This is a genomic window from Microbulbifer taiwanensis, from assembly GCF_014904815.1.
In the GTDB taxonomy this organism is placed as follows: Bacteria; Pseudomonadota; Gammaproteobacteria; order Pseudomonadales; family Cellvibrionaceae; genus Microbulbifer; species Microbulbifer taiwanensis.
The window spans coordinates 53978-75232 of the sequence record NZ_JACZFR010000052.1 but is presented as its reverse complement, the minus strand read 5'-3'; the positions used below and the strand labels follow the sequence as shown (position 1 = coordinate 75232).

Below are 21255 nucleotides of genomic sequence, written 5' to 3'. Positions count from 1 at the left end.
GTTTTTCTGCCTGAGCCGCTGAGGGTAATTTGCGAGAATCTTCTTTATTCATTCCCGCATTGTAGCGTAATATTCCATTGCCGAGTTAATAATAGCAAGCACAGGAGAGGAGTTTGCCTGGAGAGGCTTTTTGCAGGGACAGCTTATCCGTCAGCTAGGTGTTCTACCGGGGATTTTCTTAATTGCGGCAATATGGTGGGCGTGGCACCTTCCTGGTCTACTCTTCGGATACAATTTTCCAGATTATCCCTATTTCGGCGCATTCGTGTTGTTTCCACTCCAGATGATCGGCGCATCGCTCTTCCTCGGTTGGCTTACGATAAAGAGTGGGAGTTTCTGGCCCGCTGCACTTGCACACGGGGCAGTGAACTCGGTCCAACAGGGATTAATCGACAATTTGCAACTGGATGTTTCGCAGCTCTATGCGGACTTACTGCGCACGGGCTTAATTCTGGTAGTTGGTGTTGTTTGTTGGTTGTTGCTCCAGTCTCGCCAGAATCAGGATCGGACTTCGCCTTATCGAGAGTAACTCTTTGATACAGGTACAGTCAGTGATTTTTGACACTCTATTTTATAGTCATGACTAAAGAATAGGAGCTTAGGGATTTCTCGTTAGACAGGTTTTTTTAGTAGACCCGACGCCAACGCTTGGAATGCTTCTATAGCATGGGGTAGAACGTCCTTTGGAGTGGGGCTGGCGGCAACCCAAAGCGCAGCATTTAGCGCGGCGCCATTGAGCAATCGAGCGGCCGCTTCGGAATCAATGTTTTTCAAAGTGCCCCGCGAAATGAGCCCCTCCACCGTTTGTTTTGTTGTCTGTAGACAGCTATTCTGGCTGGGCCATTGCGAAGGGTCGCCGAGGACTGCTGGCCCGTCTAGTAGCACGATACGTTGAATTTCCGGCTCAAGAGCCTTTTCAATATAAGCAGTTCCTTCGGCAAGCAACCCCTCCCATTCGTCGGCAGCCTGTGCGCCGACGTTCTGGGCATACAGAGCCATTTCTGAATCAATTTGATCAACGACCGCGGCCAGCAAGCCACGCTTATCGCCAAAATTATGGTAGAGAGCACCCCGGGTTAAGCCCACCGCAGAAGTTATGTCATCCATCGAGGCAGCCGAATACCCTTTATCGGCAAAGGCCTCCCGAGCTGCGACGATGAGCTTGGCCCGATTCTCTGCCATCTTTTCTATGCGTTTGTTCATCAGCAATCCTACCCTTAAGTAACATACGGTGTGTATCCGAGAGTTGACATACGCTAAGTATGTGAAATATCATGCATACATGGCGTATGTGAAGTGATTCTACTGAACCGTACGCCAAAATCTAGGCTTGTTAGTGGAGTAAAAGCGCTTCACTTCATCTACTAGGCCCGTTGACTGACTATTCAGAGGTTAAGAATGACGCAACGAAAGGCAATCTTTCCCGCGCAAAGACAAGCGCTCTACGAGAAGCATGGCTACTCCGCTGCAATTCAATCCGGTGATCTTCTCTTTGTATCAGGCCAAGTAGGGAGCCGCCCAGATGGCTCTCCGGAGCCAGAATATGGGCGGCAAGTTGAGCTGGCCTTTGAGAACCTTGAGGCCGTGTTGGCGGCGGCCGGCTGCACGATTAACGATATCGTCGATGTAACAAGTTTTCATACAGATCCTGAAAATCAGCTTGAAGCCTTCTTGGAGCTGAAAGAAATGACTTTCAATACCCGTCCATATCCAAACTGGACGGCAGTCGGCGTGAACTGGCTGGCGGGTTTTGACTTTGAAATCAAGGTTATTGCCAGAATTCCATCAAGCGATTGAGTTGAATGAACACCATTCGCTCAGCCAACAAATGACCATTAAGTTCAACGGAGAAACAAAGTGGAAAAACCAACATTCACAGTCACCCCCGGCTATGGCGAACGCTTGAAGCAGGCGTTGCACTACTCCCAGGCACTAAAAATCGGAAATCGCATTGAGACATCAGGCCAGGGTGGTTGGGATGACGAGCTCAACATACCTCAGTCAATTGAGGACGAGATTTCCCAAGCGTTCCGCAACGTCGAGCGGACTTTGGCTACGGCAGGTGCAAGTTGGAAGCACGTTGTGCATGTCAATTCCTATCATGTCGGTGGCTTTCCTCCAATCGTCAATGAAACAATGGCAAGGCTTTATCGCCAATACATGCCAAATCACGCTCCGATATGGACACAACTCGGCGTTGAATCGCTTGGGTTGCCGGAGATGCGCATTGAAATTCGAGTAACTGCCATCGTTTCTTGATCGAGTCCAATCTAATCCAATCGTCTGACCGAACCGGTATATGACGGTGGTACTCGATACTGTGAAGGTTTTCTGAGGCCTTGAGTCTAGGGCGGAGCTCTCCTGCTTGCCAAGTGACCATTGTGAATTAGTTGCCTCAATTCTCGGGATGTCCGGCCCCTCTCTGTTCCACGGGTTTAAGGGGCCGTCATCAATTAAGCACCTTGATTAAATTATGATAAGGTCAGGTTGCCAAACATGATTAAAGCAATCTGAGTACTCTACTTCATGTAGCGAATTTTATAGTGAATCCGTTCATCGCATTACAGGCTTTGTTCATTCTTAGCGCGTTTTTGGTCTTTATACCGCAGGATTCGCTCGCCGACGAGCGTGAAATCAAAACAGCTTATCCGCTGGAAAGAGGGATGAAATTTTCGGATTTTCCTCGTCTGGTCCAACTTGCCGAGAATGTCTATGGCTACGAGGATATTCGTGCGCCCGGTTTCACTACTGTGAGCATGTTTGTGGTTGGCGACAGTGGCGTTTTATTGGCCGATGGGCAGGAAAGCCCGGCAGCGATGAAACGCCTCTTGAAATCCATCGCCGACGTTACCGACAGGCCGCTGAAATGGTATGTGGTTGGCTCGGATCACGAGGATCATACCGGTGGAAACTCTGCCCTGCCTGATGGAGTCACCTACATCGTTCATCCTCGTTCACTGGCGAACCTGGATTGGGCACGGCAGAAAAAAGAAAGTGCATATCCCATAGTTGTCCCAAAATAAGCCATTGATACCGATACGCAGATCATCGATATTGGCGGAAAGCAGGTGGAAATCTTGTATCTCGGGCGAGCCCATACAGGAGGAGACCTGCTGGTCCATCTTCCATAGGAAAAGGTTTTATTTATGAGTGAAGTATATTTTAACCGGGTTTTTCCAGCAATGCGGACAGCTTTCCCCATGGAATGGATTTCCGTTATCGATGCGGCACTGCAGATAGATATTAAAACCTTCGTCCCAGGGCATGGTTTTATTGAAGACGGATTGCAATCCCGGCAGAAATTGCGAGAATTTCAGAGTGCGATTAAATACATATTCGCCGAAGTACAACGATTACGTGATTCCGGAAAGACTCGCGAGGAAGCGCTGCAAGAGGCCAATTGGGGGGGCTATTCCACTTGGATGCTATCGGACTCTCAGCAGGAAATTGCAATAAACCGTATTTACGATTTACTGGAAGGAAAATCTGAAGATTGTGCCGAACTTAAAGAGTCTTCAGGCTCCGGTTCCTGCTATCGACGTGGTGTGTAGTGGTCTACTAATCCCGGACACCAATTTAGAATAGGTCGGCGCTGTATATCAACACATCACGAATACAGAAAGTGGTTCTTGGTGGCATCGACAAATGCGCAAATTTACTTCTCATGATTAGCGCAATTCCACCCCGCTCCCCCAGGTTTTATGTTGACCTCCCTTAAATTTCCGGATTTTCGACAGGCAGTCGCAAGCACTTGCTCGACAATGACCTCTAGCATTTCGCGGCTACAATCAGCTCTTTTGGATGCAAATCAATATCAAGAGCTTTGATAGATGGGCAGCGCTGCGTTCACGCGCAGAGAAGTGTGGAGTTCGTTCACGCGAGCCGTTGGTCGCGCAGGGGGGGGCAGGTGCCCTAGCGTCCCGAAATTTGGCGAAGCTCTGCTGCGGGAAGCGTCTGACAGGTGGCCCGGCTACGAAAACGCTGCCAATGCAGGCACTAAATATTCGCCTCAGATTCACCTCAGCGCGCTGAAGTGGCCCAACGGCTATAAGCTGCTCTCAATGAGTCTGGAAAATGTGCGGATTGCTTCTTCTTCGGAAAATCGTTGGCGAGCTACGGCCGCGGCAAGCGCCTCTCCAGCCCCGACCAGGCCGATGCAGTGCCATCCAAGCTGTTCAGCCCCGAGGGCGCTGTGCGGTGCCAGCAAGACCTCGAACATCCTCACACTGTTATCTAGCAGTTCTTGGAAGACTACTGCCTTTTTTTCGTCTCCCGCAAGCGCAGCACCAACAGTATGAAATTCATCTGTCGTATCGGAGGCACAGCGAATGTAGGCTTCCGCGAGGCGCCCCGCCGTTTCACCAATACTTCGCTCGTCCTGTGCCATAGCGTCCCGGAAAGCATTGACCCTGTCCGTATCAATACGCCGGTAGAGCTCAATCAAGAGGTCTGAGCGCGTCCCGAAGTGATCGTAGGCAACCGGCTTAGACACCCCTGCCGCCGAGGCAAGATAGCCTAACGTCAGTTTGTCTGCGCGTTCCTCCCGTACGATCCGAAGGGCCGTTTGCAGAAGTTGCTCATGGCGAGCGGCATGGGACATCCGTTTAGGTGCCGACGTCGGGGGCGTTGCTGTGTGTTTCCCGTTCACGATACTTACCTTTTGCTAACCTACCATTAGTAGTATATAGTCTACCAATAGTAAGTTATACATAAGCGACGGAGTTTACAATGTCCATCGACTCAATCTTGCTGATCGGCGGTTCCGGCTTTGCTGGCGGCTGGGCGACGAAACAGATTAGGGACGCATATCCCGATCAGCACCTGCTGATCGGGGCTCGGGACATGGAGCGCGCCCAGACCATGGCAGATGTGCTTGGCCGGGCAGAGGCCGTCGCCATAGACCTTAGCGAAGAAGACCTTGGATTGGGCGATCTTCCCATCAGTGCGGTCGCCGTGTTTTTCGCGGATCCATCGGTTGCAGCTCTTCGATTTGCGCAGTCGCGCTGCGTTCCTTATCTCAACATCGCTCCCGCTCTTTTCGAACTTGGCCCGGAAATGGCGGCCTATATGCATAGACCCGATACGTCGGCCGTTGTTCTTGGAACTGAATGGATGGTCGGGGCAACAACAATTTTTGCACTGAGATTTGCTGAGGCATTCGACCTGATCGAGGAGGTCAGGATCGGGGCGATCCTCGACGAAAAGGATGACTTCGGACCATCTGCCATGACTGACTACAATCGTCAGACCGACGTAATGACAGCCGCGTTGGCACGAAAGGAAGGTGCGTTCTTCTGGCGAATGGGTGACGATAGGGAAACTGTTATCCATGCCGCGGACGGTACCGCCACAAACGCAGTAGCGGCCTCATACAACGACGTCCTAGCGCTCTCGACCGCGCTCCATGTGCAAAATCTTCAGTTCGACCTTGCCATCGACGTCAGTTCTTCGCGCCGCCGTGGCGAACGCCCGTCCACGGAAATCCTGATTGAGATTGCGGGCACAGACCGTGCGGGGGCTGCCATGCGAACCCGACATGCAGTCATCAGCCCCGGTGGTCAGATGCCTCTGACGGGCCTCGGTGCTGCCTTGGTGCTGGAGCGCCTGACGGGTCTCGATGGAAACCCGGCGACGCCGTCCGGTCTCTATTTCCCGTATCAACTTCTTAATCCGGAAACCTTCTTTGCGAGGTTTGAACAGATCGGTGGCATCGTTCAGGAATTCCCTGCTTAGGTCGGCTGACGGCCAAAACACGTGCACCAGAAAGGACAAACGCCTATGAACATTTCCCGTAGATCATTTTTGGTAGGCTTCAGCGCGCTTGTGCTTGCCAGTGCCTTTCCAGCTTTTGCGCAGGCACCGACCATGCCGGTTCACCGAATGGTCGAAACTAACGGAATTAACCTGGCAGTCTACGAGGCGGGAGCTGGCCCGGCAGTCGTCTTGCTTCACGGCTTCCCAGGATTGGCCTATACCTGGCGGCATCAGATTCCGGCGTTGGCGGCGGCGGGCTATCGCGTGATCGTGCCTGACTTGAGAGGGTATGGGCAAAGCGACATGCCCGCTGATGTCGCGGCTTATGACATCGCGCACCTTACGGATGATCTCGCTGGGCTACTGGATGCACTCGGTGAAGATCAAGCTGTTTTCATGGGGCATGACTGGGGCGGCCTACTAGCCTGGCAGATGGCGCTGCTGCATAAAGAGCGGGTTGCAGGGGTGATCGCGCTTAATACACCGCATATTCCACACTGGATGCTCTGGCTACATCCCGCAATCGTCACCCCGGCGCTGCCCGAAGGGAAAATCTTTACCGCAGACCAGACAAAAGATCCCATCACGCAGATGCGCGAAGTTTACAGCCCGGACATGTACGTTCTAATGTTCCAGGAGGGAGATGCTGCGGATCGCGTTATGAACAGGGATGTCCGCGGTACATTACGCAGCAGTTTGCGCAAGGAGTTACTGAGGGCGTCCGAATGGGAAAATCTGCCGCCTTTCGTAGCCAACATGGAATACTACGGCCAACCTGTGCCTGCAAACTTGCCGGGGCGGGATGTGCTGACCGCCGAAGAAACGGACTTTTACGTGAGCCAGTATGAGCGAACTGGGTTTACGCCGGCGATCAACTGGTATCGCAACATATCGAGAAACTGGCAGGCGGGGCTGGAAGTCGATCAGAACATTCGAGTTCCTGCTTTGATGATATCGGCCGAACATGACGTTGTACTCCGACCGTCCATGACCGACGGCATGGAGAGGTACGTCCCCGATCTTGAAAAGCATGTCATTGCCGACAGTTGGCATTGGACGCCCGAGGAAAAACCCCAGGAAGTGAACCGGCTGGCGATCTCCTGGCTGAACCGGCACTACGATGCGCGCTAACACGCAGTCGACCTTATTCCCGTAGGTTTGGGAAGTCGGACGCCGCAGGCCTTGATTGGGAAGCAAAAGAAGTCCCAATTCCAATTCAATTGAGAAAGCGATTATGAATCCAGTATTGTTTGTTGGTGGTACAGGTGTGGTCGGGCGCCAGGCGGTCAAGCTATTCCGCGAAAGGCACCCTGAAGTGCCAATCCTGATTGGCGGGCGAGATCTGGTAAAATCCGAAGACCTTGCAAGCAAGGTAGGGAATGCCAGTCCTGTAGAAGTCGACACATCCAAAGCATTGCTTGGGATCGAAAAGGACACGTCTCTGGGGGCCGTCGTGATGATGACGCCGGATGAAGGGCTGAACGGCATGTCCCTCGCGCAAGACAAGGGGATACCTTATCTCAGCATCGGGAACTGGTTGGTCGAGGTCGGCGCCGAGATGGCGCATTTCATACGCCATCCCCAAGCAGCGCCTGTAGTTCTGGCTAGCCACTGGCACGGTGGTCCTGCTGTTTTCCTGGCGCAGATTGCTGCTAGGAAGATGGAGACGGTGCATACCGTTCTCGTCAGCGCGATTGTCGACGACAAAGACGAGACCGGCCCCGTGGCGATTGAGGACATGGAACGCGGCGCCGCAGGCGGCGCGGGCGTATGGGCATTTAGAGATGGCCGGCGGGTCTGGCTTGCGGGCAACGAGGCCAGCCGCATTATTGAGACGCTCGATGGCCGACGCCTGAAGGGGGACGCCTTCTCGCCATATGACGTTGTCAGTCTCCATGCGGCCACCGGTGCGCGGGATGTGCGCTTCGATCTGGCGAGCACCGTCTCTTCCAGCCGCGCGCGAGGCGGAGAGATTGCCACCGAACTCGTGGTGCAGGTGGAGGGTACCTCACAGGGCAAGCCCTGCTTGCAACGCGCAACACTTGAATTTGACCGGGGCCAAGCGATGCTCACGGGGTTGAGCACAATCCTGACACTCTCGACGGCCCTCGGCCTCGAGGGTCATCTACCAGTCCCGCCCGGATTGTATTTTCCGGAAATGATCCTTGATGCAGAATGGTATTTATGTGAACTCGTCCGGGCGGGGGCGAACGTGGATCTGGATCGAAGTTGAGCGGCCCGCCTTGGTTCCTGAATGTTTTGACAAAAAGGGCTCCGCTTCTGCTCTGAACGTGATTCAAGCTGGTCTATGGGATGCGGACAAGCTTTCTGAAAAATCTGAACTAATCCAAATAAGGTGATGAATAGGCGTTCCTTAAACGTCTATTCATCATGACCGCCGCGCGGTTTTCGCATTGTCAATATAGAAGAAGCGGGCTTTGTATATCAACCCACCGGAGACGCAGACAGTGGTACTTGGCGGCATCGACAAAGGCGCAAAGTTGCTCGTCATGAACAGCGCGCTGCCCTCCAACTTTTTAGGGTGACGTTCCTTCAATTTCGGAATTCCCGGTAGGCCAGGTTGCAAGCACTTGCTCGGCAATGGCCTCTAGCATCTCGCGGCTAAAGCCAGCTTTAGCTTGAACAGCCATGCCATGGAGCACAGCGCATACGAATGCGGCGAGCACAGTACAGTTGGCTGTCTCCGGCAGATCTCCGTCAGCCTTTGCCCGCTCTAAGCGTTGACGCAATGATGCTTCTCCGCGCGCGCGCGCTTCAATGAGCGCGCGCTGTATGGGTTCGGCACCGTCTGAGCAAGCTAGGGCGCCCTGGATTCCGAGGCACCCCGGGTGGTCTGGATAGCGGGTATTTAGTTCAACTGACCTGAAAAGAATGTCAGCAACTACCTCCCGTGAGGTTGGGTGTTCTAGCGCTGCCGGGAAGAAATCCAGGTAGTGTCCGTAGTAGCGTTCCAGCGCTCGACGGAATAGCGCTTCCTTGTTACCGAATGCAGAGTAGAGGGCCGGTCTTTCGACACCGGCAGCCGCGGTTAAGTCAGCATAAGAGGCGCCCTCGTAGCCCTTGCGCCAGAAGACACAAAGCACGGCGTCAAGCACCTCATCCACATCAAATTCGCGGTGGCGTCCCATTCAAGCCTCCTCATTTCAGTAACGACTATTATAAAACCCTAAGTAGTCACTGCAAGCTCGTTAATGTGCGGGCTCCCAAATGCCAGTTTCGACAAGACTTATAGCTAATCTTATGAATCGATCTGTTGCTTTTTATGCTAACGAGCATTACAGTAACGCACGTTAGCAATAGGGAAGCGTCAACACTGACGCATCCATTAGCAATGCGAAAGGAGCAGAATGATGAGCAAAACACTTGAAGGAAAGGTCGCTTTGGTTACTGGCGGGTCACGGGGGTTGGGCGCTGTAACTGCTTTAAAGTTGGCTGAACTTGGCGCCAACGTGGCCATCAGCTACGTGTCCTCAGACGACAAGGCGGCGGCTGTTGTCGAGGAGCTTAGAAGTACAGGCGTTCGCGCCATTGCGATCAAGAGTGATCAGGCGGACCTTGCTGCCGCCAAGCCTTTGATTGACTCCGTGATTGCTGATTTCGGCAAGCTCGACATCCTCGTGAACAACGCGGCGATCGTCGTGCAGGGCAAGACAGTCGACGATCCCAATCTCGACACGGTAAATCTCGACCGCCTGTGGCAGATCAACGTCATGGGCGTGGTGGCGACTACGCGCGCGGCAGCGCCGGTGCTCACCGATGGTGGGCGCATCATCTTCATCGGATCTCTTAACGGTACCCGCTCACTGTTCCCCGGTGTCGCGGACTATGCAGGAACGAAGGCCGCCATCAACGGCTATGCGAGGGGCGTTGCCCGCGATTTGGGCGGTCGCGAGATTACTGTGAACGTGGTCCAGCCTGGCGCTATGCCAACCGACATGATGAGACAGGTTTTGGGTGACGGTGATGCACCTGATGAGTTTCTCGACCTCCACCCCATTCGCCGCATCGCAAAGCTCGAGGAAGTGGCTGCACTCGTTACTTTCCTGGCCGGGCCGGATGCCGGTTACATGACGGGCAGTGTGCTCGATGTCGCTGGGGGTCTCGGTATTTAACGGTCGAAGCTCAGAACGGCAACGATCAATTACTCTTAATCCACTACTTGCGAAAGGAAAGAAAATGACCGAGAAGTTTGGTTCAAAATCGACAGCGGACGAAGTGCTATCTGACATTGATCTTAAGGGAAAGCGCTTTCTCATAACTGGGGTATCTTCGGGTATTGGGCTCGAAACTGCACGCTCACTTGTTTCTCATGGCGCAAGCGTCGTCGGCGGTGTCAGGAGTCTAGCTAAAGCCGAGGTGTCCACAGAATCGGTACGTAATGCGGCATCAGAAGGAGGTGGCAGCCTGGAGCTAGTTGAGCTGGATCTCGCATCCTTGCAAAGCGTTCGCGCTTGCGCGGATAAGCTTTTGGCCGAGGGCCGGCAGTTCGACTCTATCATAGCCAATGCCGGCATCATGGCGACTCCGTACGGCCTGACTGTCGACGGTTTCGAGATGCAATTCGGAACCAACTATCTCGGTCATTTCGCGTTGATTAATCAAATCGAACCGCTGCTCGTGAATGGTGGACGCCTAGTGGTGCTTTCATCCCAGGCTCACCGGGTCGCTGATGTTGACTTGGATGACCCGAATTTCGAGAAAACCGAATACGATCCGTTTGTTGCCTATGGTCGGTCAAAGACCGCCGATACTTTGCTCGCAGTAGAATTCGACAGGCGGCATCGTGATCGCGGAATTCGAGCAGTTTCGGTGATGCCTGGGAATAGTATTACTGATCTTCCCCGGAATTTCTCGGAGGAAGAATTGCAGGGCCTTTTCCAGACCGTTAGCAACGCTCGAGCGGAAGCGGGCCTTCCGCCAGCAGAGTTGAAAGAGATACCCCAGGCAGCAGCAACGTCGGTCTGGGCCGCAGTGCTGGCTAATGGGGACGAGATTGGTGGGCGCTATCTTGAAGATTGCGCGGTCGCGTTTATAGATGACACGCCCAACCCATTTGCAGACGGTGTTAAGTCATACGCGCTTGACCCCGAAAAGGCTAAATGGCTTTGGGAGAAAAGTGAGGAGCTCATTGGTACCAGGTTTTGAAGGAAACCGCCCAAACTTTCGGTTTGGCAGGGAAAGACTGGCGGCTTGATAACCCGCCAGTTGGCCATACTTTTGGCCTTGTGCTCACCTGTGGCCGCCGGAGGGTGAGGTCGTTCCTATAATTTGAGACGCTTGAAGATCATTCATTAATCAATCATTGGAGCTTGAAATGTCTACAGTACGGTTTCGAACCCAAAAAATTCGTGATGTAGAGGTGTTCTATCGGGAGGCAGGAAATGTCGAATCGCCGACTATTTTACTCCTGCATGGATTTCCTACGTCGAGTCACATGTTTAGCACTTTGATTCCCGCCTTGGCCGACAGTTACCACGTTATCGCCCCGGATCTGCCGGGGTTTGGCCAAACGAAGGCGCCGAAACGAGGCTCCTTTGACTATAGCTTTGATTCGCTGGCGGACGTTATTGGCGAGTTTATTGATGCAATTGGCGTTACTCGCTATACGCAATACATCTTCGACTATGGTGCTCCTGTGGGGCTGCGACTCGCGATGAAGCATCCTGAAAGGGTGACTGCCATCATCACTCAGAATGGCAATGCCTATGTTGAGGGATTCAGTAAGGAGTGGGGGCCATGGGAGGCCTATTGGCGAGAGCCCACTGCGGAGCGCCGGGAAGCTTGCCATGCTGCGCTGACCGATGAGGCGATTCGATTCCAGCATGAACACGGTGCAGCTCCAGGGACGGTGTCACCGGATGGTTACCTTCTCGACACCTACTACATGCATCGGACCGAAGCATATGAAATCCAGCTCGACCTGATCCTCAGCTATCGGACGAATGTGGCGATTTACCCAGACTTCCAGGCGTACTTTCGAGAGTATCAACCGCCGCTGCTGGCGGTGTGGGGCAAGAACGATGCATTCTTCATCCCGCCCGGTGCCGAAGCCTATGCACGCGATATTCCTGATGCGGAAATTCATCTTCTTGATGCGGGTCACTTCGCGTTAGAAACCCACAGCCAGGAAATCGCGACGATGATACGAGATTTCCTTAGCCGTCGTATATCAAACTGACGGTCTGTACAGGAAGGCTTGGATTCATTCTGAAGAATCCCTGATGCCGTAGGATCTGTGCGTGTGCTGCCCGACTCGCTACGCGATCATACAGTACTTGCTTATTAATAGTGGGAATTTCTAGAGGCTCGGTCGCCTTCCTGTCAGAACTCGAATCAGAAAGAACCAAAAACTTGAGGTGTAATAATCCATGACTACTATCGGCATCATCGGCGCAGGTGAGGTAGGCAGCCATATCGCGCGTGCGGCTATCGCGAAAGGCTACGAAGTAGTAATCGCCAATTCACGAGGCCCAGAGACGTTGGTGAACCTTGTCAATGAGCTGGGTCCGTCCGCAAGAGCAGAAACTGCTGCCGGCGCTGCCGCAGCTGGTGATTTCGTCGTAGTGGCCGTTCCGTTAAAGATGGTCAATGACATGCCTGCGCACGAACTCGCAGGGAAGATTGTGTTAGACACGAACAACTATATGATTTGGCGTGACGGTCATATCCCAGCCATTGACTCGGGTGAAAAGACCGTGCATGAAATACGCCAAGAGCAGCTTCCAACGTCAAAAGTGGTCAAAGCATTTACGCACATCCAGGCACCCCGGATCATCGCTTGGGGGAAGCCGTCAGGAAGTCCCGAACGCCTGGCGCTATCTGCTTCAAGCGATTTCCCTGAAGCGGTGGAGCTAGTGCAACGACTTTACGACCAGTTCGGATTCGATACTGTCGACAACAGCCCTCTCAATGAGTCCTGGCGCACCGCCCCTGGTCAACCGGCGTGGAAACAGGAGCGTCAAGCACAGGCAGAACTTTTAGCCAACATTTCCAATGCACAACGCATTGTCTTGAAATGACGCAGTAGGGATCGCGAAACTTCGCACATTTGGCTCTGGACTGAATCTAAATTTAATCCAAAAATATAAACCTGTTCACGGTGGCATTGATTTTCTGTGCCGCTTAAAGCGAGTGTTTTTGATGTCATCTGGAACTGGTGCAGCTCCTGCATGGGCCGCTGTAGTATCAATGAGTTTCGGTATTTTTGGGATTGTGGGAGCTGAATTCCTTCCTGCCAGTCTTCTGACTCCAATTGCCAATGGGCTTGACATTTCTGAGGGAATGGCCGGGCAGGCCGTAACGGTAACCGCTGGCATGGGCGTTATTGCGAGTCTGCTTGTTACAGTCGTCAGTGGTCGTATAGACCGCCGAAATGTTCTAATGTTTTTTACGTTACTACTCGTTGCATCTAATCTTCTTGTCGCTTCAGCAAGTGACTTGATGGCATTATTGCTCGCACGAATGTTACTCGGTATTGCTCTTGGCGGTTTCTGGGCGCTGTCACCCGCTGTGATTTTGCGGTTGGTGCCCGAGAACGATGTGCCAAAGGCACTAGCGATTCTCTTTGCAGGAGTCTCAGCGGCAACAGTATTCGCTGCTCCGTTTGGCACCTTTTTAGGGGATCTGTTTGGTTGGCGTAATGTTTTCTATGTCGCGGCAGGCGTAGGAGTAGCGGCCGGTGTCGTACAGTTTCTAGCACTCCCATCGATGCCCTCATCCGGTTCTGCAAATTTAGGCACTATTGTTTTACTTTTAAGTAGGTCAAACGTAGCATTGGGAATGTTTTCACTACTTCTTGTATTCATTGGCCATTTTGTCTTCTTCACCTACCTGCGCCCCTTCCTCGAAGATGTGACGAAGATGGATCCAATCGGAGTTACCTTAATCCTGCTCATTTTTGGGGTTGGAACATTTTTGGGTAACTCATTAAGTAGCTGGCTAATTAAACGATCGATGCTTGCGACACTATTAGCTATGCCGTTAGCTCTTTGTTTTCTGGGACTATTGCTTTCCGTGCTAGGTGGAAATGCCATTGGGGATGCGGCATTGATAGCGGCGTGGGGGATTGTTTTTGGCGTTGTACCGGTCTCATGGTCAACTTGGGTCACCCGCGCAGTACCTGATGAAGCTGAAAGTGGTGGCGGCCTTTTAGTCGCGACCTGCAACCTAGCGATCGCAATTGGTTCAGCGGGAGGTGGGTTGATATTCGATGAGCATGGATCGGAGGGAATATTAGTTACGTCTGCAGCAGTTCTGGCGCTCGGAGTCATTTCGGCTTCTAACCTCAATGCTGTTAGATAATGTTTTATTGATGAAGCCGACAGAAATACTACGTAAAGAATTCATAACACAGAGAATGGTATGGATTAGTTTGAGTAGTTCAGGACAAGCTTTAAATGCCATTCTTTATATGGCGTAGAGGATATAAGTGCAATTAACTCAAGCGGAAGCTTCCGAATTTAAAGAAAAGTACGAATTCCTTAGAACAGCGACGGCGTATTTCTCCAGTGAAAAGTGGTGAGATGCGCCGGTATCGATGCTTTGCTTGGGTGGAGCATGCAGCCATCCGTATTCGTATGTGGCCCGGTGTGGGTCGCACCGGTTAAGGGAAGTGGCGCAACCGGATATCGACTGCCTGAGAGAATTGGCGCTTATAATAGTGGAGGAAGTCCTTGTGAATACCTTCTGACAGTTTAAGGAACGTTGTGGTGCACTAACGTATACGGTAGAGTTACAGGAAAATGGTATCCAAGGCTGCGCCAAACATATCGAGCAATTGCTGGATTGAGGGATCGCAAAGGCAATCTACACCGACGCAATTTTAACGCCAGCACCTGAATGAGAAGTGGATACCAGACACCTCCTACATCAAGCTCAACCGGGGCAATGCTTAGCTGGCTGTCATCTTGGACCTGTACTCGTGTAACACTGTGGGTTGTACCTTGGACGTCCGTGGCTCACCAACTGATCATCGACGCATTCCAGAAGGTCTTGTAAGGCCGAGGTGTGGAGCTTGTTCTGATTCCGCACTAAGATCGTGGAATGCGATATCGCTCGGGGTATTTCCGGCACTTGTTGTTGAGGCAAAGCGTCCGTTCTAGCATAAGCCTGAAGAGAAACTGTTGGAATAATTCGGCAACCGTGTCTTTGTCCGCCGGACTCAAAGTGGAGTCCCTGTATACGGTGGACATCACAACGAAAGGAAGGGCGTAATCCTGCATGTTTGAACGTATTGAAATTCTCTAAAACTGGAAGTGCCGCCACTCTGCCAACGGCCATCTCAGTCCCCAGTAGTATGAAGAAAGCTATTATGCGAAGTGCTCGTGAAATGCGCCTATTTTTCGTGAGTAAGTCTATTTATATTGTGAAGTGTTTGATAAAGGGAGTGCATTGTGAAAGATCTGTCAGCGATACAAGATAATGGTCTGGCCTCAGCCATACAAGAGAGTGGGGTAGATCATGCTGAAGAAATCATTGAATTGGACGCTAGGCGCAGAGGTATTAAAAGCCTCCAAGGCATAGAGAGTCTCGTGAACCTACGCAAGCTGCATTTAGGACGAAATAATATATCAGATTTAGGCCCGCTAAGCTGCCTTGATAAATTGACAGGCCTGTTTTTAGAGAATAATGAGATCGAGGATATAAGCCCGTTAAAAAATTTGACACGTCTTCCCGCAATCGACGTTAGTAATAATCGGATCCGAGATGTAGACTCGCTTGGTGGCGATCGAAAAATTACTTGGCTAAACCTATCAAATAATCAAATTTCTGATATAACTCCGCTGCAGAAGTGCTTATTTTTAACTCTTCTAAACCTAAATACCAATAATATATGTGATTTATCTCCGCTAAAAAAAATCAATCGAATCCGCGTACTATCAGCTAGCGATAATGTTTTAACAGATCTACCCAGCTTGTCACAATTACAGAGCTTAAACAGTTTGTCATTGTCTCGAAATAAAATAACAGTCATTAGATTTGAGAGTCTACTTTCTGGTCTTACGCATATGGATCTAAGTGGTAACAGGATACATTGTATTGATTTTCTATCTAAAACTCCTAATCTCCAAGCATTGAATTTATCAGAAAATCCAATTGATGTGTTAAGCCCCGCTTTCGAACTTGGTAATCTTCGTTCGCTCTATTTGTGGCATACAGGTATTGATTCACTAAAAGGGATTTTTCGCCTTAAAAAACTAAAAGAGCTTGGTGTGGCTGACAATAATATTGAAGACATAGGCGAGGTAGTTCAAATAAGAGATTTAAGTCTATTGTTTCTTGGTGGAAACCACAAAATTCCTTTGTCTCAGCTGAAAAGTATAAAAAAGAATAAGATAAAAGATTTACGCGGCCCAAAATGGAAAGAGATGAAACAAAACACAATTTAATAAGCCGTTTGCGCAGACTTGCTGAAGCTCGCCGCTAAACTTCACGTTACTTTGTAGAGTAAGCCGCGCGCCGAGGTGGTTGATAATTAGCCATCGGAACCTGGAAGTACCTGACAATTCAAATCGGTCCAATATAGTGTTTTTCTCATAGAACTACCTGACAAAACGATTCACTCCCAAGCCCATGCATCCTAAGCACTTGAGAAATGCCTGGTGTTTAGTCACTTACGTGTACCATCTGCGGGAGCGCAGGCACCACCGCGGCAAGCGGCGAGTGATACTGCATATGTAGGGAGCCGTGCCTATAGGAGCCTGCTTGCAGGCGACCAAATTGCCTGGAGCAATTTGGCTCAACGTAGCTGCCCGGAGGGCGAGGCACAGGGATGTGCCTCGTAATCGAACGGAACTCCGTAGCCGTTCGCCTGCAAGCAGGTTCCTACACGGTCACGGGAACCGGCGGGGATCAGATACAGTGCGTCGGTTTCGGCAGTCCGGCAATCTTGCTCGCCACCTTGGCCGGGCTGGGCGGAAACAGCTGCATCAGGTAGATACTCTTGCCCTTGTCAGCGCCCAGGTGCTGGCCGACATACTTGACCAGCGGGCGCATGGCCGGCGACAGTTCGAACTCGCGGTAGAAATCCTGCAGCAGTCTGATCACTTGCCAGTGGGCATCGCTGAGCTCGATGTTTTCCGCACTGGCCAGTTGCTCGGCGACAGCCGGGCTCCAGTCGTCGAGGTCGCGCAGGTAGCCCTCCTTGTCCAGTTCTATTTCGCGGCCCTCCACCTGAATCCTGTTCATTATTGAAACCAGCTTACAATCGGATTGTGTTCGGTACAGAGCTTCACCCAACCGGTGTCGTCCAGGGACTGTATGCCCTTGGGCATCTGCAGCCCGCGCGCGCGGACATCTGCCTCCAGGCAGTAGACGGGCGCGACGGCAATGTTGTCCGCAATAAAGCCGGTGAGTGCGTAGACGCCGTCCTCGATCAGTAGCAGGGCGTCGCCATCGGCAAAGCTGGCGAAGCAGTCGGCCAGTGCCCTGGAGCTGTAAGGCGATTTGTTGACGATATGCAGGGTCATTCAAAAACTCAGTACATGGTCGTAGGCGGCGATAAAAGTGCCGGTATCGGCGATCAATTTTATCTCTGAGCCAGCAGGCCGGGATCTGTCCAGCTTGATACCGCGCTCTGTCAGGCTGCTCTCACAGACGTACAGGGTTTCCACGCCGAACATCGGCAGCGCCTGCAGGTTGCGCCAGAGGTTTTTCTGCTCGATGTTGTCGGGCGCCTGGGCTTCCATCAATTGAAAGACGCCATCGCGCATAAACAATACATCTATCGCCTGTTCCATGGCCGCACCGGCGAGCACAGCTTCCAGTCCTTCGCGGGCGAGGGCGCTGCCATAGGGTGCCCGGCGGCAGATAGCCAGCGTTTTTATTGCCATGATCAGTTCCCGAAAGTTACCAGCCGGTCGGAGTTGGCCACGGCGTCCGCCAGTTGGCCCAGGCCGGCGAGTTCGAAGCCCTCGGCCAGGTTGGCCGCAGGTCTCTCCAGGCGCTCGGCCTCGCGCCGGTTGAGGACACCGCGTCGCTGGGCGGCGGCGATACAGATCACCAGGTCCAGGGAGTACTGCTTCTGCAGGGCCTGCCACTGGCCGACCAGGTTGGCTTCATCCTGAGGTGGCGCCGCGATTGCACTGCCATTGTGTACACCGTCGCAGTAGAAGAATACGCGATAGAGCTGGTGCCCCTGTTCGAGCAGCGTGCGGGCAAAGCGCAGGGCGCTGGCCGCGGATTGCGACGAGTGGGGGGCGGCGTAGACGGCTAGGGAAAATTTCATGGGGGGCCAGATATTAAAATGCCCCGCATGGGCGGGGCATCGGGTGCTGTTTCACCGGCTTGTATCAATCGTCGGATGCGAAACCGATGATGTGCAGCAGGGCGGTGAACAGGTTCAGGATATCCAGGTAGAGACGGGTGGTGGCCATCAGGTAGTTGGTCTCACCGCCGTGAATGATCGCGCTGGTGTCATACAGGATGAAGCCCGAGAACAGCAGGGCGATAACACCGCTCAGTACCACGCTGGCCAGCGGCATATGAACGCCGAAGAAGCTCGCAATCATCATGCCCAGGGCGCAGACCAGTACCGCGATCAGGCCCACGAACAGGAAGCCGCCCATAAAGCTGAAGTCCTTGCGGGTGGTCAGCACATAGGCGGACAGGGCGAAGAAGATCAGCGCGGTGGTACCCAGTGCCTGCATGACTACCTGGCCACTGCCGGCGGAAATATAGTAATTCAGCACGGGGCCAAGGGAGGCGCCCAGCAGACCGGTGAAGGCGAAGACCACGCCGATACCGGCGGCAGAGTTGGCGGTGCGCGGCAGAACGAACCAGACCAGCACTATGGCAGCGATGGAGCAGATCAGGCCCATGCCGCGACCCATACCCAGCGCCAGCGCGATGCCAGCGGTTACGGCACTGAAAAGTACGGTCATTGCCAGTAGGGCGTAGGTATTGCGCAGTACCTTGGCCGTTTCCAGGCGGTCCAGCGCTCCGGATTGTGAATAGACTTGCGGCTGCATTAGCGACTCCTGCTAGTGAATAGTTGGATGAATCATATAGGTGGGGGACGGGACCATCAAGTCATTGGCTGGATGCTCCGGTCTTCTTCCATTTCCCGATCCTCGGCAGCTGGATATCTGCAATGAGCGGCAGGTGATCCGAGGTGACTCGGGTCAGCTCGTTGCGCGGTACCAGGATTCTTTTCACCTTCAGGTGCCGCTCGGCGAAGATGTAGTCGATACGCACCTGGGTCATGCGGCTGGGAAAGGTGCCCTGGGGCTTGTGTCGCGGCGCGTGCAACTGCACGTCGTGCAGCCGGCCGCACAGGCGTTTGTACTCGGCGGAGCTGGGCAGGGCGTTGAAATCTCCCAGTAGTATCTTGGGGCCGCTGCACTCTGTGTGTGACAGCCACTCGGGGCCGAGCAGGGCGTCCACCTGGCGCAACCGCTCGGCCTTGTCGAGACCCAGGTGGGTATTGAGAATCTGTATCTTCTCGCCGTTCAGCTCCACTTCGATCCAGATGGCGCCGCGGGGCTCGTCCACCGTGGGTACCAGGCGGACGCCGCTGCGCGGCGGCGGCCCGGGGAGAATGTCCTTTTTGACCAGGCGCATCGGCAGGCGCGTGAGAATGGCGTCGCCGTAGAGTTCTTCTTCCATATGAATGGCCGGGTGGAACTGGTATTCCATGGCCAGGTACCTGGCGATCTGCTCCGCCTGGTCCACACCGCCGCTGCGCGGCCGGGTCACGTCGAGCTCCTGCAGTGCGACCACATCCGGCTGGTAGCGGGCGATGATGCGGGCGACGCGGCGCGGCGAGTATTTACCGTCGAGGCCCAGGCAGCTGTGCACGTTGTAGGTCATCACCCGCAGGGTTCTGGAGCTCTGCGGGCGCGGCATTGGCGGTGCCGGTTCCATCTCCTGCAGGAAGCGCTGGGCGGCGAGCCTGAGGTCCTCGGCGCGCCAGTGGCCCTGTTCCGGTGGCGGGAAATCCGCCGGTAGCAGGGCAAAGGCGTGGGTCTCATTGGGGCCGGGACCGCCGTGGCTGCCGTTTTCCACGGCAAAGGTCATGGGCTTCTCGCCGGCGCACCAGCCGCACATCACGAACTCACCAGCGTCCGGGTGCCGGCACAGGCGCGCCAGGTCTATCGCCGTCTCCTCGATGAAAGGGTGGTCTTCGCCCAACAGACGCGGGCCGTCTTCCGGCAGCCGCACCGGGCCCTCCTTGCACCAGCCGAGAACCGACGCATCTGTTTCCGGTCCGGATCGGTACAGGACCAGTGGAATCCTGGCTTTCTCCACGATCAACCGCGCCACGTCGGCCGGCGGCGTTCCGTTCAGATCCAGGTTGTAGAGCATGGCCACCGGACCCAGACCGGTCAGGGCCAGGGGCGACTGGCTGTGCGGATGATCCGGGGAGTCGCCGGGAATAAATTTCCCGATCCACTCGGCGCCGAACATGCGCGCGGGTTCCAGCTGCACGCCGCGGCGGCCGGCGGAGCGGTAGTCGCTGAGGCGGTTGGGCAATTCCGCCAGGGCTTCTGCCAGAGCGTCGCCGAGGCTGCGACCATGGCGGCTTTCGTAGGCCTCCGTGTGCTCCTGGCCGTGGTCGGAGAAGATCCACACATCGTAGTGGCGTCGCTCGGATCGGTGCGCGGCGCGCCAGATGCGCCCTATGGCGTCGTCGATGCCTTTCAGGGTCCAGTGGGCGAAGGCGGAGTCGGGGCCACGGCGGTGGGACTGCTCGTCGTAGCCGAGCAGGTTAATGTAAATCACCGGCAGACCGCGGGCGATATCTATCTTGACACCAAAGGTGCACAGCTCGCGCATCAGTATGGTCACCGCCACGCGGGTGGGCACGAACATCAACTCGCGCCAGAAATCCTGACCCTGGATAACCCCACGCACCAGGTCCACCAGCGCCAACACCGTCTCCACCACCAGCAGGCCGAGGGTGCGCAGCAGGCCCCAGATATTGCTGAGCAGCAACAGCAGCACCTTCCAGGGGCTGGCCTCACGCAGGGACGGCCCCCAGCCCTGGGAGGCGGGGCAGAAGTGGGCCTCGCCGTCCTCGGTGCCGGCGCGGAACAGGCTCAGGTAGCAGCTGCCGCCCTTCAGCAGTGGATCGGAGACGATCTTCTTCAGGCGCTCTTCCACCAGCGTGGCCGCCTCGGGATCGTACATGCGCACCAGCTGTTGGGTGTCGCGCACCATAAAGGCGAAGGCCGGCACCACGGCGCGCTGGCCGTAGAAGAGTTCCGCCTGCACTGCCGGAGTAGTGGAGGGCACGCCGGGAAACAGGTGTTCCAGGTGGTAGTGCTCCTTGCGGATCAGTCGGCGCAGGAAGGGCATGCGCTTTTTCGCCAGCGCTTTCTGCAGCTGCGGATAGGCGAGACCGTCCACCTGGATCAGCACCAGGCCGTGGGCGCTGGGGTGGCTCTCGCTGGTGGGCAGCTTGAGCAGTCGCGCCATCCACTCGCTGCGGCTGAAGCGGCGGCGCCAGCGGCGCAGGGCTGTCTCAATGCGCGTCAGCAT

At 54.1% G+C, this 21255-nt stretch carries 23 protein-coding genes; 14 read left to right on the top strand and 9 right to left on the bottom strand.

The window, feature by feature from the left end:
- Window positions 1–76 precede the first annotated feature (76 nt).
- Window positions 77–529 carry a CPBP family intramembrane glutamic endopeptidase gene (locus tag IG627_RS21335; protein ID WP_193194031.1) on the top strand — a complete coding sequence of 151 codons (453 nt, stop codon included), beginning with the start codon at window positions 77–79 and terminating at the stop codon, window positions 527–529.
- Between the two features lie 83 nt (window positions 530–612).
- Here the strand turns inward: IG627_RS21335 and IG627_RS17510 are convergent, their stop codons facing one another.
- On the bottom strand, window positions 613–1203 hold the full coding sequence (locus tag IG627_RS17510; RefSeq protein WP_226865374.1) for a TetR/AcrR family transcriptional regulator: 591 nt from the start codon (window positions 1201–1203) through the stop codon (window positions 613–615).
- A 195-nt stretch (window positions 1204–1398) separates the two neighbouring features.
- On the opposite strand from IG627_RS17510, the gene IG627_RS17505 reads away from it, so the two are divergent.
- The 4 genes from IG627_RS17505 (at window position 1399) to IG627_RS17490 (ending at window position 3551) form a co-directional block, all read left to right on the top strand.
- Window positions 1399–1797, top strand: coding sequence for a RidA family protein (locus IG627_RS17505; protein WP_193194010.1), 399 nt, complete (start codon window positions 1399–1401; stop codon window positions 1795–1797).
- A 60-nt stretch (window positions 1798–1857) separates the two neighbouring features.
- Window positions 1858–2259 (top strand): RidA family protein, encoded by a 402-nt coding sequence (locus IG627_RS17500; protein ID WP_193194008.1) that lies wholly within the window; start codon window positions 1858–1860, stop codon window positions 2257–2259.
- Window positions 2260–2543: 284 nt separating this feature from the next.
- Window positions 2544–3023 (top strand): MBL fold metallo-hydrolase, encoded by a 480-nt coding sequence (locus IG627_RS17495; RefSeq protein ID WP_193194006.1) that lies wholly within the window; start codon window positions 2544–2546, stop codon window positions 3021–3023.
- Window positions 3024–3146: 123 nt separating this feature from the next.
- Entirely contained in the window at window positions 3147–3551 is a 405-nt protein-coding gene (locus tag IG627_RS17490) for a hypothetical protein (protein WP_193194004.1), read from the top strand.
- 494 nt (window positions 3552–4045) lie between these two features.
- Here the strand turns inward: IG627_RS17490 and IG627_RS17485 are convergent, their stop codons facing one another.
- Complete coding sequence (locus tag IG627_RS17485) at window positions 4046–4648, bottom strand: TetR/AcrR family transcriptional regulator (RefSeq protein ID WP_319024596.1); 603 nt, start codon at window positions 4646–4648, stop codon at window positions 4046–4048.
- Between the two features lie 80 nt (window positions 4649–4728).
- On the opposite strand from IG627_RS17485, the gene IG627_RS17480 reads away from it, so the two are divergent.
- From IG627_RS17480 to IG627_RS17470, 3 genes are all read left to right on the top strand, one after another.
- Window positions 4729–5733 (top strand): NAD(P)-dependent oxidoreductase, encoded by a 1005-nt coding sequence (locus tag IG627_RS17480; protein ID WP_193194002.1) that lies wholly within the window; start codon window positions 4729–4731, stop codon window positions 5731–5733.
- 45 nt (window positions 5734–5778) lie between these two features.
- Complete coding sequence (locus tag IG627_RS17475) at window positions 5779–6885, top strand: alpha/beta fold hydrolase (RefSeq protein ID WP_226865372.1); 1107 nt, start codon at window positions 5779–5781, stop codon at window positions 6883–6885.
- Window positions 6886–6988: 103 nt separating this feature from the next.
- On the top strand, window positions 6989–7987 hold the full coding sequence (locus tag IG627_RS17470; RefSeq protein WP_193194000.1) for a hypothetical protein: 999 nt from the start codon (window positions 6989–6991) through the stop codon (window positions 7985–7987).
- Between the two features lie 304 nt (window positions 7988–8291).
- Here the strand turns inward: IG627_RS17470 and IG627_RS17465 are convergent, their stop codons facing one another.
- A complete protein-coding gene (locus tag IG627_RS17465; RefSeq protein WP_193193998.1) occupies window positions 8292–8903 on the bottom strand; it encodes a TetR/AcrR family transcriptional regulator in 612 nt (203 codons plus the stop codon).
- Between the two features lie 222 nt (window positions 8904–9125).
- Here IG627_RS17465 and IG627_RS17460 point away from each other — a divergent pair, with 222 nt between their 5' ends.
- The 6 genes from IG627_RS17460 (at window position 9126) to IG627_RS17435 (ending at window position 16163) form a co-directional block, all read left to right on the top strand.
- Window positions 9126–9887: an SDR family NAD(P)-dependent oxidoreductase gene (locus IG627_RS17460; RefSeq protein ID WP_193194023.1), complete on the top strand. Its 762-nt coding sequence runs from the start codon at window positions 9126–9128 to the stop codon at window positions 9885–9887.
- Window positions 9888–9951: 64 nt separating this feature from the next.
- Complete coding sequence (locus IG627_RS17455) at window positions 9952–10920, top strand: SDR family NAD(P)-dependent oxidoreductase (RefSeq protein WP_193193996.1); 969 nt, start codon at window positions 9952–9954, stop codon at window positions 10918–10920.
- A 169-nt stretch (window positions 10921–11089) separates the two neighbouring features.
- On the top strand, window positions 11090–11953 hold the full coding sequence (locus IG627_RS17450) for an alpha/beta fold hydrolase (protein ID WP_193193994.1): 864 nt from the start codon (window positions 11090–11092) through the stop codon (window positions 11951–11953).
- 190 nt (window positions 11954–12143) lie between these two features.
- Window positions 12144–12794, top strand: a complete 651-nt coding sequence (locus IG627_RS17445) for an NADPH-dependent F420 reductase (RefSeq protein WP_193193992.1) — start codon at window positions 12144–12146, stop codon at window positions 12792–12794.
- A gap of 121 nt (window positions 12795–12915) precedes the next feature.
- Window positions 12916–14076, top strand: a complete 1161-nt coding sequence (locus tag IG627_RS17440) for an MFS transporter (protein WP_193193990.1) — start codon at window positions 12916–12918, stop codon at window positions 14074–14076.
- Window positions 14077–15167: 1091 nt separating this feature from the next.
- Complete coding sequence (locus IG627_RS17435; RefSeq protein ID WP_193193988.1) at window positions 15168–16163, top strand: leucine-rich repeat domain-containing protein; 996 nt, start codon at window positions 15168–15170, stop codon at window positions 16161–16163.
- Window positions 16164–16626: 463 nt separating this feature from the next.
- Here IG627_RS17435 and IG627_RS17430 read toward each other — a convergent pair whose 3' ends face one another.
- The 6 genes from IG627_RS17430 to IG627_RS17405 all read right to left on the bottom strand — a co-directional run bounded on the left by IG627_RS17430 (window position 16627) and on the right by IG627_RS17405 (window position 21255).
- Entirely contained in the window at window positions 16627–16962 is a 336-nt protein-coding gene (locus IG627_RS17430) for a TusE/DsrC/DsvC family sulfur relay protein (RefSeq protein ID WP_193193985.1), read from the bottom strand.
- Window positions 16962–17243: a sulfurtransferase complex subunit TusB gene (gene tusB / locus IG627_RS17425; protein ID WP_193193983.1), complete on the bottom strand. Its 282-nt coding sequence runs from the start codon at window positions 17241–17243 to the stop codon at window positions 16962–16964. The genes IG627_RS17430 and tusB overlap by 1 nt, the downstream gene beginning before the upstream one ends.
- Window positions 17244–17606 carry a sulfurtransferase complex subunit TusC gene (tusC, locus tag IG627_RS17420; protein ID WP_193193982.1) on the bottom strand — a complete coding sequence of 121 codons (363 nt, stop codon included), beginning with the start codon at window positions 17604–17606 and terminating at the stop codon, window positions 17244–17246.
- Between the two features lie 2 nt (window positions 17607–17608).
- Window positions 17609–18001, bottom strand: coding sequence for a sulfurtransferase complex subunit TusD (tusD, locus tag IG627_RS17415; RefSeq protein WP_193193980.1), 393 nt, complete (start codon window positions 17999–18001; stop codon window positions 17609–17611).
- Window positions 18002–18065: 64 nt separating this feature from the next.
- On the bottom strand, window positions 18066–18743 hold the full coding sequence (locus tag IG627_RS17410) for a Bax inhibitor-1/YccA family protein (RefSeq protein WP_193193978.1): 678 nt from the start codon (window positions 18741–18743) through the stop codon (window positions 18066–18068).
- A 61-nt stretch (window positions 18744–18804) separates the two neighbouring features.
- Window positions 18805–21255: an endonuclease/exonuclease/phosphatase family protein gene (locus IG627_RS17405; RefSeq protein ID WP_193193976.1), complete on the bottom strand. Its 2451-nt coding sequence runs from the start codon at window positions 21253–21255 to the stop codon at window positions 18805–18807.